This is a genomic window from Bacillus sp. RC252 (assembly GCF_044909215.1).
In the GTDB taxonomy this organism is placed as follows: domain Bacteria; phylum Bacillota; class Bacilli; order Bacillales; family Bacillaceae_G; genus Bacillus_A; species Bacillus_A mycoides.
The window spans coordinates 229651-241292 of the sequence record NZ_JBIYDV010000008.1 but is presented as its reverse complement, the minus strand read 5'-3'; the positions used below and the strand labels follow the sequence as shown (position 1 = coordinate 241292).

Annotated in this window: 16 protein-coding genes and 1 pseudogene; 7 read left to right on the top strand and 10 right to left on the bottom strand. The window is 37.1% G+C overall.

All coding sequences use genetic code 11. The features are described from left to right. Nucleotides 1-13 precede the first annotated feature (13 nt). Both ABH960_RS14330 and ABH960_RS14325 read left to right on the top strand, forming a co-directional pair. Entirely contained in the window at nucleotides 14-292 is a 279-nt protein-coding gene (locus ABH960_RS14330) for an RNA polymerase alpha subunit C-terminal domain-containing protein (RefSeq protein WP_404445957.1), read from the top strand. Nucleotides 293-387: 95 nt separating this feature from the next. Beyond that, nucleotides 388-1095: a DNA alkylation repair protein gene (locus tag ABH960_RS14325; RefSeq protein WP_404445954.1), complete on the top strand. Its 708-nt coding sequence runs from the start codon at nucleotides 388-390 to the stop codon at nucleotides 1093-1095. Between the two features lie 55 nt (nucleotides 1096-1150). On the opposite strand, the gene gerPF is transcribed toward ABH960_RS14325, so the two are convergent. From gerPF to ABH960_RS14290, 7 genes are all read right to left on the bottom strand, one after another. Next, complete coding sequence (gene gerPF / locus ABH960_RS14320; RefSeq protein ID WP_002149901.1) at nucleotides 1151-1366, bottom strand: spore germination protein GerPF; 216 nt, start codon at nucleotides 1364-1366, stop codon at nucleotides 1151-1153. Between the two features lie 42 nt (nucleotides 1367-1408). Beyond that, nucleotides 1409-1795: a spore germination protein GerPE gene (locus ABH960_RS14315; RefSeq protein WP_219917451.1), complete on the bottom strand. Its 387-nt coding sequence runs from the start codon at nucleotides 1793-1795 to the stop codon at nucleotides 1409-1411. A gap of 14 nt (nucleotides 1796-1809) precedes the next feature. Further along, nucleotides 1810-2004: a spore germination protein GerPD gene (gene gerPD, locus ABH960_RS14310; RefSeq protein WP_002149893.1), complete on the bottom strand. Its 195-nt coding sequence runs from the start codon at nucleotides 2002-2004 to the stop codon at nucleotides 1810-1812. A gap of 6 nt (nucleotides 2005-2010) precedes the next feature. After that, nucleotides 2011-2625, bottom strand: coding sequence for a spore germination protein GerPC (gene gerPC, locus ABH960_RS14305; protein WP_002087034.1), 615 nt, complete (start codon nucleotides 2623-2625; stop codon nucleotides 2011-2013). Between the two features lie 64 nt (nucleotides 2626-2689). Beyond that, complete coding sequence (gerPB, locus tag ABH960_RS14300) at nucleotides 2690-2896, bottom strand: spore germination protein GerPB (RefSeq protein WP_002149891.1); 207 nt, start codon at nucleotides 2894-2896, stop codon at nucleotides 2690-2692. Nucleotides 2897-2910: 14 nt separating this feature from the next. Further along, entirely contained in the window at nucleotides 2911-3132 is a 222-nt protein-coding gene (gene gerPA, locus ABH960_RS14295) for a spore germination protein GerPA (protein ID WP_002149890.1), read from the bottom strand. A gap of 96 nt (nucleotides 3133-3228) precedes the next feature. Next, a complete protein-coding gene (locus tag ABH960_RS14290; RefSeq protein WP_002149889.1) occupies nucleotides 3229-3408 on the bottom strand; it encodes an aspartyl-phosphate phosphatase Spo0E family protein in 180 nt (59 codons plus the stop codon). 243 nt (nucleotides 3409-3651) lie between these two features. On the opposite strand from ABH960_RS14290, the gene ABH960_RS14285 reads away from it, so the two are divergent. Then, nucleotides 3652-4554, top strand: a complete 903-nt coding sequence (locus ABH960_RS14285; RefSeq protein WP_219301622.1) for a fumarylacetoacetate hydrolase family protein — start codon at nucleotides 3652-3654, stop codon at nucleotides 4552-4554. 34 nt (nucleotides 4555-4588) lie between these two features. Here the strand turns inward: ABH960_RS14285 and ABH960_RS14280 are convergent, their stop codons facing one another. Beyond that, nucleotides 4589-4873 carry a hypothetical protein gene (locus ABH960_RS14280; RefSeq protein ID WP_000925332.1) on the bottom strand — a complete coding sequence of 95 codons (285 nt, stop codon included), beginning with the start codon at nucleotides 4871-4873 and terminating at the stop codon, nucleotides 4589-4591. A 106-nt stretch (nucleotides 4874-4979) separates the two neighbouring features. Continuing rightward, complete coding sequence (gene rocD / locus ABH960_RS14275; protein WP_000616665.1) at nucleotides 4980-6170, bottom strand: ornithine aminotransferase; 1191 nt, start codon at nucleotides 6168-6170, stop codon at nucleotides 4980-4982. 149 nt (nucleotides 6171-6319) lie between these two features. Between rocD and ABH960_RS14270 the strand changes: the two genes are divergently transcribed. After that, nucleotides 6320-6688 (top strand): YisL family protein, encoded by a 369-nt coding sequence (locus ABH960_RS14270; RefSeq protein ID WP_002134930.1) that lies wholly within the window; start codon nucleotides 6320-6322, stop codon nucleotides 6686-6688. Nucleotides 6689-6745: 57 nt separating this feature from the next. Here the strand turns inward: ABH960_RS14270 and ABH960_RS14265 are convergent, their stop codons facing one another. Continuing rightward, a complete protein-coding gene (locus ABH960_RS14265; protein WP_002064212.1) occupies nucleotides 6746-7300 on the bottom strand; it encodes a DUF2777 domain-containing protein in 555 nt (184 codons plus the stop codon). A 242-nt stretch (nucleotides 7301-7542) separates the two neighbouring features. Between ABH960_RS14265 and asnB the strand changes: the two genes are divergently transcribed. From asnB to katB, 3 genes and pseudogenes are all read left to right on the top strand, one after another. Beyond that, on the top strand, nucleotides 7543-9390 hold the full coding sequence (asnB, locus tag ABH960_RS14260; RefSeq protein ID WP_061675293.1) for an asparagine synthase (glutamine-hydrolyzing): 1848 nt from the start codon (nucleotides 7543-7545) through the stop codon (nucleotides 9388-9390). Nucleotides 9391-9582: 192 nt separating this feature from the next. After that, nucleotides 9583-10025 (top strand): annotated as a pseudogene (locus ABH960_RS14255) (ferrochelatase). 62 nt (nucleotides 10026-10087) lie between these two features. Further along, entirely contained in the window at nucleotides 10088-11554 is a 1467-nt protein-coding gene (gene katB, locus ABH960_RS14250) for a catalase KatB (RefSeq protein ID WP_113937656.1), read from the top strand. Nucleotides 11555-11642 lie beyond the last annotated feature (88 nt).

The window sequence follows — 11642 nt, the reverse complement described above, 5'->3', positions numbered from 1 at the left end:
GGGGTTATGGACTATGGCGACGTTAAGAACTTGTGATCAAGGACACGAGTACTACAAAAGTAGCGATTGTCCAACTTGCCCAACCTGTGAGAAAGAGAGAAAGCCAAAAGAAGGCTTTCTTTCTCTTCTTTCAGCACCAGCAAGGCGAGCGTTAGAGCACCATGGAATAAAGACTGAAGCAGAACTTTCAAAGTATAGTGAAAAAGAAATTTTGAAACTGCACGGTATAGGACCAGCATCTTTACCTAAATTGAGAGCGGCTTTAGAAGATAAGGGATTATCATTTCAATAAAGAAAAACTAATCATTAGTGAGGAGTAGCATCTTAACTAATGATTAGTTTATATAATCGAATTGATTATAATATTAAGGAAGGAAGTGCAACACTATGGATTTTGAAACAGTAATGCAAGAGCTTGAAACTCTCGGCAAGGAACGAACTAAAAAAATATACATATCCAATGGTGCAAAGGATCCACTTTTTGGCGTAGCTACAGGTGCTATGAAACCAATCGCAAAGAAAATAAAAATAAATCAAAGTTTAGCTGAAGAGCTGTATGCCACAGGTAACTACGATGCAATGTACTTTGCAGGCATTATTGCAGACCCAAAAATTATGAATGAATCGGATTTTGATCGTTGGATGGATGGGGCGTACTTTTATATGCTGTCCGATTATGTGGTGGCAGTAACTTTATCAGAATCAGATTTTGCACAAGACGTTGCTGATAAATGGATTGCAAGTGGTGACGAACTAAGAATGTCCACGGGCTGGAGTTGCTACTGCTGGCTTTTAGGGAATCGAAAAGACAATGAATTTTCCGGAAGTAAGATTACCAGTATGCTAGAAGTTGTGAAAAATACAATTCACGATGCGCCAGAACGAACGAAATCCGCTATGAATAATTTTCTAAACACTGTGGGGATTTCATATGTGCCGCTACATGAAAAGGCAGTTGAAACTGCAAAGGAAGTAGGCATAGTGGAGCTAAAACGGGACAACAAAAAAAGCAGTTTTCTAAATGCTTACGAAAGTATTCATAAAGAACTTGATAGAGGAAGACTCGGATTCAAACGTAAATATGTAAGATGTTAAAATTAAAAGAAACAGCCCTAGCTCTACACAAAATAGAGCTAAGGCTGTTTCTTTTTTACGCTGTTCCAATCTGATCTTGATCTGCCACATCAGAATCAAATGTATTTGTTGCGCTAACGCCGTTAAAAGTATTGACGACAAATCCGACATTGGAAGCCCCAGATCCGTTATAAGCTTTCGTATTTTCTTTCGGAGACACGTTATAAAAATCTCCTAAGTTGAAAGAGCCGTTACTGTTTTGAACGACGAGATTTCCTACAATCGAAGGCATACCATCCACCTACTTTGCTAAGCTTTTTAATTACTATATGAATTATTTAGAGGAAGGTTCATCAGTAATAAATTGGCGGATTTGTAGCGTACGAGAATTATTAAAAACATAGTCAACATTGCCGATTTGGAAGCACGCGGAATTTAAAAGCGTTCGCAAGTGAACATCATTTACTTCAATAAAAGGGCACTCATTTACAATATTCATTTTTACATCTGTTGTTCGCTTTGGAATTGTAATGTGTTCATCTGTAAAGATTTCAAACGCATCAAAACGACCTTCACCTTTTATATAACAAGGGATTTCTCGATGAACGATAAGCGCTCTATTTTTTAATTCTATTTGATTAGCATCCCCGGCCTGGAAGACGGCTGAAACCCCCATAGAAATGATAGAAACATTTTGTACAATTGAAGTATGACGGAGCATAATTTTTCCTCTCCTCAACCTGGAGTCGGAGGGACATCTGTTACTAATGGTACAAATGGTCCCTCTGTAACGGATTCGAATGGCGTATCAAGAATTGAAGAAAGGATGAGAAAATTTGCATCTCCAATTAAAAATAATGAGGAAGAAGAAACCCCGTTCATTTTAATCTGCCCTACTTTTAATTCGCGGTTTACAACATTTAAATTCATACATACTTACTCCTTTCGGAAATTGCCTGGTATGTGTTGAATAAAGGAAAGAAAAGCTTTGTCAATATCTTGTTTCATTGCTTGAATAATGACGTCTCGTAAATAATCGGGATCTGAGGAGATACCCTCATACGATTGAACTTGTGATAAATAATACGGAAGTCTATGTTCCATCTGTTTTTTTATGTCATCCACCATCATTTGTCGATACATCTCATCAAGCGGCGTTCTCTCTTCTTGTTCAAAATGGAGAATTCGACTATATGCTTCTTCATCTAAATAGCGATGCATTTCTTGAAGGATACCTTGATAAAAGTCTGGATTTGTTTCTGTTTCAGGATTTACTTTTAATGTTTCTGTATCTACTTGAAAATCTTCAATTTGTTGCCCTTTTGTTGAAAATGGATTCAAGCCAATATTTAAAGTACCGTTCAAATTTTCTACTTTTAATTGATCGAATTTATATTCCACTTTTCCTATAGAAGAGGAGGGGCGACTTTTTAACTCATTAAGCTCTTCTTGTAGTAGGCGAACTTGTTCTTCGAGATTTAGAATAGTTTGCTGCTGTATTTGGAGAGCTTGCTGAAGTTGGTGTAGGTAAGTGTATATATCTTGATTCATTTTGTGAAACCTCCTTTTCAATAGGGAGGGGATAGTACTGCTATATATTTATGATAAGGATGGTCTAAGAAGAACTAGTTGAAGGTTTAATAGAAATAATTTGTCCTTTCGCACTTAAAGGGCGAAGAGGTTCTGTAAATCCGCCAGAATTTGAGAATTTAGAAAGAGCCTTAATACTACCTGCAGTTCCAATTTGAAAAACGGAAGAGGTCGTAATGCTATCGATTTTAATGCTGTTAATGATGATACTTTGGTTCACATAAAAATTCAATGCAATCGCCTCCTTTAGTTCGAACCGATTATTGCTTGATCAATTACATCTGAATCATTGACAGTCGTTGAGCTTTGATAATTGTAGACAGAGATGTTATCCCCAACATTAAATGAACCGGCTCCGGCAAAAGCGCGTGAATAACTAATAGGCCTAATCGCAAATACATCTCCAATATGAAAAATACCACTTGATCCAATATTAACGATACGAATATGTCCGACCATAGCTGGCATACAAAACACCTTTCGTTTTTAAAATTTTCTTTTCTACTATTGTATGGGCGTTTTCAATAAAATGTGTATTTTTTTGAAATAAAAGAAACACATGCGTTATTGCGCATGTGTTTCGAACATTTGAGTGTGTGTGCAATCTGTGTGTATAGGCCAAACAACATTTAAGAGCCTGTCCAGTTCCTGGCTACAATCCACTGTTTTTTGAGAAGTCATTCCGTAGCGTTCAGCAAAATAGATCATTTTTTCGCGTTTTTTTTCGATAGCTTGCTCAAACATTGAAATCGGCTCCATCTCTCAATAAATTTTATGTATATATGTAGTACATATTATACAAAAATCCCATAAAAAAGAAACATCTTCGCTAAAAAAAGTATAATTTCTACATTTTATGTCAAATAACGGATGAGGAACAAATGTAAGAATGGTTGAATATTGTAAAAATTAGCGTGTATAAGAAGGTTTTTTTCTTAAGGATGCGAATACAATTATAGGGTATGAGTTTTAGGATGGAGAGTGGGAATGTTGCGTTTTGTAACGGCGAAGAAAGAAGAAAAGGTATTTGTAGGTATTGTGGATGAAGAGGAAGAAAAAGTATTACATTTAAGAGAAGCGCAAAGACAAAAAGGGGAAAAGGTTACTATCCCTATTACCATGTTAGAGTGTATTGAAAGAGGAAGCGAATGTCTTGAGAAAGTGTGCGACATTGTAAATTGGGCGAAGGAAAATGCGGGATCGGCGTATTATCCGTTAGCAGAGGTGAAAATATTAGCACCGATTCCAAGGCCGAGAAAAAATATTCTTTGTGTTGGAAAGAACTATCGTGAGCATGCGGTAGAAATGGGCGGAGTAGAGTCTATCCCTGAAAATATAATGATTTTTACAAAGGCGCCAACAACAGTGATTGGAATTGATGAGCAAATTAATGGTCACCCTCACGCGACGAATGAACTTGATTACGAAGGTGAACTAGCAATCGTTATCGGTAAGCGAGGGAAACAAATAAAAATAGAAAAAGCTCTTGATCATGTTTTTGGATATACAGTTATAAATGATGTAACTGCTCGGGATATTCAAAGGAAACATAAACAATTTTTCCTAGGGAAAAGTTTCGATACATTTTGTCCGATGGGACCGTATTTAATTCATAAATCGATGGTTAGAACGCCGAATGCATTACACATTGAAACAGTGGTAAATGGAGAAGTAAGGCAAACTTCAAATACGAGAGAAATGATTTTTTCAGTAGAAGAAATTATTTCAACTATAAGTAAAGGCATGACATTAGAGCCAGGAGATATCATTGCAACAGGGACACCAGCTGGTGTTGGTAAAGGTTTTACACCACCGAAGTTTTTACATGCTGGTGATGAAGTTGTTATTACAGTAGAGGGAATTGGTACGTTAAGAAATATAGTGAAATGAAAAAAGAGCTATCTTGTGAAAAGATAGCTCTTTTCTATGGGCGTGGATTAACGGAGTAATCTATAATGGCGAAAATATACAATCCGATTAATGCTAAAGTACAAATTCCAATTAGCATAACTGCAAGTGCGCTTCTCTCACGGCCAAAACCGATAATTGTAAGGAAAACAGCAGCCCAAAATGATGTTTTGAGTAGTGTGAATGTATTAGGAGTTGAATAATGACTGAGTAAAGTTGTAGATAATATGAAGCCGATGAATGTCATAGAAATAAAAATTGTAGCTAAATTGTTAATATGTTTACCGTATTTCAATAGCATACAGTTACCCCCCTTTTTAACAAAAACAGAATATTCAATTTTATTTTACGATAAACTACTAAAAAAAGAAAGAGGTTGTCCTATATTTAGGACAACCTCACTATGATTAAGATAGTACAGCTTTAATTTTTTGGAACGCCCACTCTAAATCTTCTTCAGAGATTACTAGAGGTGGTGCAATACGAATTACGTTTTCGTGTGTTTCTTTACATAATAGCCCAGCTGCTTTTAGTTGTTCACAGTAAGGACGAGCTGGCTCGTTTAATTCGATACCGATGAATAAACCTTTACCGCGAATGTCAGTAATCATTGGGTTATCAATTTCTTTTAATTGCCCAACTAATTTTTCTCCTAATTGAAGAGAACGCTCTGTTAATTTTTCTTCTTCTAATACTTCAAGAGCTGCAATAGAAACAGCACATGCAAGTGGGTTACCACCGAATGTAGAACCGTGAGAACCTGGCTCGAATACACCTAAAATGTCGCTGTTTGCTGCAACACAAGAGATTGGGAATACGCCGCCGCCAAGTGCTTTACCAAGTATGTACATGTCAGGAGTTACATTGTCCCAGTCGCAAGCAAATACTTTACCCGTACGGCCTAAGCCTGTTTGGATTTCATCTGCTACGAATAAAACGTTTTCTTTTTTACATACTTCAAAAGCTTCTTGTAAGAAACCAGCTGGTGGAATGTTAATTCCTGCTTCACCTTGGATTGGCTCTAAAATGAATGCAGCTGTATTTGGTGTAATCGCAGCTTTTAACGCTTCTAAATCACCATAAGGAATTACAATAATGCCAGGAAGCATTGGACCGAAGCCGCGCTTGTACTCTTCGTTTGATGACATAGAAACAGCACCCATTGTACGTCCGTGGAAGTTATCTTCACAAACGATGATTTCTGCACGGTTTGCTTCTACCTTTTTCACATCATAAGCCCAGCGACGAGCTGTTTTAATTGCAGTTTCAACAGCCTCTGCGCCTGTATTCATAGGAAGTACCATATTTTTATTTGTTAGTTTCGCAACTTTTTCGTACCAAGGACCTAATTGATCGCTATGGAAAGCACGAGAAGTTAACGTCACTCGATTAGCTTGGTCAATTAAAGCGTTAATGATTTTTGGATGACGATGACCTTGGTTTACTGCAGAATATGCACTTAATAAGTCCATATAGCGGTTTCCTTCAGGATCTTCTACCCAAACGCCTTCTGCTTTAGAAATAACGATTGGAAGTGGATGGTAGTTATTTGCCCCGTATGTGTCTGTAAGTTCGATAATATCCTTAGTTTGAATCATGATTGTTCCCCCTTTTGTTATTACAAGAAGTTTGTAAATACTCTAAATATTATAGCATTTAAATATAAAAAAGCGAAACATTTCCTGAAAATAAATGAACATGTTATCATATAGAGTGAAAAAGTGTGAAAAGAGGAGGCAGGGATACGATGGTACATATGCATATTACAGCATGGGCGTTAGGATTAATTTTATTCTTCGTTGCGTATTCACTTTATTCAGCAGGAAGAAAAGGTAAAGGTGTACATATGGGGCTTCGCCTTATGTACATTATCATTATTGTGACAGGTTTCATGTTGTACATGAGTATTGTGAAGACGGCAACAGGTAGCATGCACATGTGGTACGGCATGAAAATGCTAGCTGGTATATTAGTAATCGCTGGAATGGAAATGGTTCTTGTGAAAATGAGCAAGAACAAAGCAACAGGGGCATTTTGGGGATTATTTATTGTTGCACTAGTCGCGGTATTTTACTTAGGACTAAAATTACCGCTTGGCTGGTACGTATTCAAATAAAAATAAAACCACCTTATAATCTCACATGTTTGGGAGATTATAAGGTGGTTTTTTACTTTATGTCGCATCGATATGTAACTCTTCTCCGTTTACTTTCGTAAATCGCAAAATATTTTTATTAGAGGAAGAGTGGCGTACAAAATGATGCTGCAATGTACAAATCATTTCGTCGTTATCGAATAAAAGAATATTTACTCCTTCACCTGCTTCATCTTTCGGCAAGAATGATAAATAATTATGACAATACATGCAATCATATAAAGAGTAATTAAGTGATTGCAATGATTCGGTTAATAATGTAAAGACAGAGTCAGGTAATTCCTCAAGCCATTCATTATAGCTAAGAAGTAATTTTTTTCGAATTCGTATCATTTCCCCGTTTTGGAGAGAATGTTGTTCATTTGCAATTTGTAATATGTCTTGTTCATAAAAACGAGCTGGTAGCCAATTGTTGTTATATAAAATTTCAAAACCATCTTCAGCAATATCTTCTAATAGAAAAGCCTCATCATTTTCATCATCAAAGAATACCCATTCTTTGTTTATATATTCTACATTACCGACTGTATGAGCGCGCGGTTGGTTATACAAAATATGTTTGCGTTGTATCATAGTTCATTTCTCCTTTTATAGAAATAGTTATTCTTGTTATGGACAGTTCGTACGTTCTTTATAACTAGACACACCTAAAGATAGATGGGCATACAATAAAACACGCTTTACACTGTGAAACTGCTATTCCATATATGGATAGTTAGTTATCGTCAAGTTTGTTGTTTTTATGTATCCGCACTCATAGGGTGGGGATTACTGCACGTTCAGAAACAGATATTAGATTAGGAAGGATGATTCTTATGTGCGGGATTACAGGATGGGTGGATTATAAACGCTCATTAGAAGGGGAAAGGGACATCGTGACGAAGATGGCGGAAACGCTAGCGAAACGCGGTCCAGATGATAATAAAGTTTGGATTAAAGGGAACGTCGCATTTGGGCATAAACGGTTAATCGTTGTAGATCCTGAAGGTGGTAAACAACCCATGACTTGTTTAAAAGACGAAACGAGTTATGCGATTTGCTATAACGGAGAGCTCTACAATACAGAAGATATTCGCAAAGAGTTATTAAGAAGAGGTTATACATTTAAAGGGCATTCCGATACAGAAGTACTATTGGCATCTTATATTGAATGGAAAGAAGAATGTGTCGATCATTTAAACGGTATATATGCGTTTGCAGTATGGGATGAGAAAAATGAACGAGTCTTTATTGCCAGAGATCGATTAGGTGTAAAACCGCTTTTTTATAAATATGATAGCGGACGATTATTATTTGGTTCAGAGTTAAAAGCGATACTAGCGCATCCAGATGTGAAGGCGGAAGTAACGTTAGAAGGGTTGTCAGAAATATTTGGCCTCGGACCATCTAGAACGCCTGGTCACGGTGTATATGCTGGTATTCAAGAACTGCGTCCGGGTCATGCAATGACGTTCTCAAAAGACGGTTTATGCATATGGAGATATTGGAATGTAGAAAGTAAAAAACATGAAGATTCATTTGAAGAAACAGTAGAGAAAACTCGTTTTTTATTACAAGATGCGATTACGAGACAATTAGTTTCTGACGTACCACTATGCACTTTTTTATCAGGCGGTGTAGATTCAAGTGCTATCACTGCAATTGCCGCAAAAGAATATGAAAGATCAGGGAAAGGTCAATTGCACACGTATTCTGTTGACTATGAAGATAACGACAAATATTTTAAAGCGAATGCGTTTCAGCCAAATTCAGATGCACCATTTATTAATTTAATGACAGAGACGTTTCAAACAATTCATCATCGCTGCGTCATTTCTAATGAACAACTAGCACAGTATTTAACAGAAGCAGTACTCGTTCGCGACTTGCCTGGTATGGCAGATATTGATTCTTCATTATTATGGTTTTGCCGTGAAATAAAACAAGATTTTGTCGTCGGTTTATCTGGAGAATGTGCAGATGAAATATTCGGCGGTTATCCGTGGTTTTATAGAGAAGATGATTTACAATCAAGTGCATTTCCGTGGATGCGTTCTACAGAAGCGCGTGAACAACTTCTGAAGAAAGAATGGAGAAATAAATTAAATTTACAACAATATGTACAACAACGCTATGAAGAATCTATTCAAGAAGTTCCTATTTTAGAGGGAGAAAGCCCATTAGAAGCGAAGAGGCGACAATTATTTTATTTAAACATGGTATGGTTTATGACAACATTATTAGACAGAAAAGACCGTATGAGTATGGGGGCAAGCTTAGAAGTACGTGTTCCATTTGCGGACCACCGACTTGTCGAATATGCGTGGAATATTCCTTGGGAAATGAAAATGTATAAAAACCGCGAAAAAGGTCTATTGCGTAAGGCGTTAGAAGGATTACTTCCAAATGATATATTATATAGAAAGAAAAGTCCGTATCCGAAAACGCATAATCCGCACTATACGAAAGCAGTAACAGTATGGCTCCAAGATTTATTAACGGATAAAGGCTCAATTTTGCATGAATTGTTCGATAAGGAGCAATTGAGCGGATTGATCCAGTCTGGCGGCAGTGCATTTCAAAAACCGTGGTTTGGACAATTAATGACTGGGCCGCAACTTTTAGCTCATTTAGCGCAAATTCATGTTTGGTTTAAAGAGTATGGGGTAAATATTAAAGAATAGGGGAAAGGGCGGCTTACAAAATATATGTAAGTCGCTTTTTTATTAAATGAATTGTCATATAAAATTCAAAATTATATTAGAAATAATATTTATTTAGAATTATTATTTTGACGTATTTATTATTGCTTGTTATACTTGGAAACAAATGTTCTTGAAAAAGATTCTCATTTCCAAAATTGAGGTGTTATATAGATGACGAAGAAGAAACTAGGTTTGCTTGTGATGGCGTATGGAACGCCGGAGTCATTAGATGATGTACACTCACATTCGTCACGGGCGTAAGCCGTCTGAAGCAGCGCTCCAAAATTTAATCGGACGGTATAAAGCAATTGGTGGAATTTCACCAATTGTGAAAATAACGAAAGAGCAGGCGCATAAATTAACAGATTCAATGAATAAAATGTTTACAGAGTATGAATTTGTTTGTTACTTAGGTTTAAAACACATTGCTCGATTTAGAAGTTTTATATGACAACGATTATGAAGATAAAGTTGTAACTGATGAATTAAATGCCGCATATTTTAGACTAAATATGCCCAATTCACAATCTGTATTTATTGATTGTTTAGCTGAAATTGTTTCCAAAAAAATGAAGGAAATAGTTGACAAGGATTTAATTTTGAATAATAATTAGTTTATAATAATTTTAAATAAATAATGATTACTAAGGAAGAAAGAAAGAGGAGGATCCCCCTGATGAATCCAAATAATCGCTTAACAACAAACCAAGGTGCTCCAGTTGGAGATAACCAAAACTCTCGTACAGCTGGTCGCCGTGGACCGGTATTGTTAGAAGACTATCATTTAGTAGAAAAACTTGCTCACTTTGATCGTGAACGTATTCCGGAGCGTGTTGTGCATGCACGTGGTGCAGGTGCTCACGGTGTATTCGTAACGAAAAACAGCATGAAGCAATATACGAAAGCAGCGTTTTTACAAAATGAAGGAACTGAAACACCTGTATTCGTTCGTTTCTCAACGGTTATTCATGGTCAAGGCTCCCCAGAGACAGCTCGTGACCCTCGTGGTTTCGCTGTTAAATTCTACACAGAAGAAGGAAACTACGATATCGTAGGTAACCATTTACCAGTTTTCTTCATTCGTGACGCAATTAAATTCCCTGACATGGTGCATTCTTTAAAGCCAGCGCCTGATACAAATGTTCAAACGCCAGATCGTTACTGGGATTTCATGACGTTAACTCCAGAATCTACACATATGATGACATGGGTATTTTCTGATTATGGTACACCAGCAAACTACCGTGAAATGGAAGGTTTCGGCGTACATTCATTTAAATGGATTAATGCAGAAGGTAAAATTGTTTACATTAAATATCATTGGAAGCCACAGCAAGGTGTGCGTAACTTAAGTGCAAAAGAAGTCGAGCAAGTACAAGGAAAAGACTTCAACCATGCAACTCGTGATTTATTCGATGCAATCGAAAAAGGAAATTATCCAAAGTGGGATTTACACGTACAAGTAATGCAACTAGATGAAACGGACTCTTTAGACTTCGATCCACTAGATCCAACGAAAGTATGGCCAGAAGATCGTTTCCCATTAATTGAAGTAGGGACGATGACGTTAAATCGTAACCCGAAAAACTTCTTCGCAGAAGTAGAGCAAGTGGCGTTCTCTCCAAGTGCAACTGTAAATGGCATCGAACCATCTGAAGATAAATTATTACAAGGGCGTTTATTCTCTTACCCAGATACACAGCGTTATCGCCTTGGTGCAAACTACTTACAAATTCCTGTAAACTGCCCATACGCAGCTGTTCATAACCAACAACGTGATGGTGCAATGCAAGTAAATCAAAACCCATCTACAGTAAACTACGAACCGAGCCGTCATACAGAAAATCCGGTTGAAGATCGGGCTTACCGCGATTCAACTATGAAAGTAGAAGGCTACGTATCTCGTGAAAAAATTGAGAAACCAAATGACTTCAAACAAGCGGGTGAGCGTTACCGTTCATTCTCTAAAGAAGAGCAAGACAACTTAATTGCAAACTTAACAAACGACTTAAAAGACGTAAATGAGCGCACGAAATTATTAGCTGTTTGTAACTTCTTCCGTGCAGATCAAGAGTACGGCATGCGTTTAGCAGGGGCGTTAAATGTTGACATTACGCAGTATGTAGGGAATGTTCCGAAGTAAAGTGAAACTTTAATCAGTGGGGGGCATCCCCACTGATTATTAGCCTTCACAAATCGGGCTTTTATGGGCAGTTAATCCCTCGCCTAAC

Excerpts from the sequence above, each read along its gene's own strand:
- gerPF (WP_002149901.1), bottom strand. The coding sequence starts at position 1,366 with ATGCCTTCGATTGTAGGAAATCTCGTCGTTCAAAACAGTAACGGCTCT.
- ABH960_RS14315 (WP_219917451.1), bottom strand. The coding sequence starts at position 1,795 with ATGCTCCGTCATACTTCAATTGTACAAAATGTTTCTATCATTTCTATG.
- ABH960_RS14290 (WP_002149889.1), bottom strand. The coding sequence starts at position 3,408 with ATGTTTGAGCAAGCTATCGAAAAAAAACGCGAAAAAATGATCTATTTT.
- ABH960_RS14330 (WP_404445957.1), top strand. The coding sequence starts at position 14 with ATGGCGACGTTAAGAACTTGTGATCAAGGACACGAGTACTACAAAAGT.
- ABH960_RS14265 (WP_002064212.1), bottom strand. The coding sequence starts at position 7,300 with ATGATACAACGCAAACATATTTTGTATAACCAACCGCGCGCTCATACA.
- rocD (WP_000616665.1), bottom strand. The coding sequence starts at position 6,170 with ATGATTCAAACTAAGGATATTATCGAACTTACAGACACATACGGGGCA.
- gerPD (WP_002149893.1), bottom strand. The coding sequence starts at position 2,004 with ATGAATTTAAATGTTGTAAACCGCGAATTAAAAGTAGGGCAGATTAAA.
- ABH960_RS14280 (WP_000925332.1), bottom strand. The coding sequence starts at position 4,873 with ATGCTATTGAAATACGGTAAACATATTAACAATTTAGCTACAATTTTT.
- ABH960_RS14325 (WP_404445954.1), top strand. The coding sequence starts at position 388 with ATGGATTTTGAAACAGTAATGCAAGAGCTTGAAACTCTCGGCAAGGAA.
- gerPC (WP_002087034.1), bottom strand. The coding sequence starts at position 2,625 with ATGAATCAAGATATATACACTTACCTACACCAACTTCAGCAAGCTCTC.
- ABH960_RS14285 (WP_219301622.1), top strand. The coding sequence starts at position 3,652 with ATGTTGCGTTTTGTAACGGCGAAGAAAGAAGAAAAGGTATTTGTAGGT.
- asnB (WP_061675293.1), top strand. The coding sequence starts at position 7,543 with ATGTGCGGGATTACAGGATGGGTGGATTATAAACGCTCATTAGAAGGG.
- gerPA (WP_002149890.1), bottom strand. The coding sequence starts at position 3,132 with ATGCCAGCTATGGTCGGACATATTCGTATCGTTAATATTGGATCAAGT.
- katB (WP_113937656.1), top strand. The coding sequence starts at position 10,088 with ATGAATCCAAATAATCGCTTAACAACAAACCAAGGTGCTCCAGTTGGA.
- ABH960_RS14270 (WP_002134930.1), top strand. The coding sequence starts at position 6,320 with ATGGTACATATGCATATTACAGCATGGGCGTTAGGATTAATTTTATTC.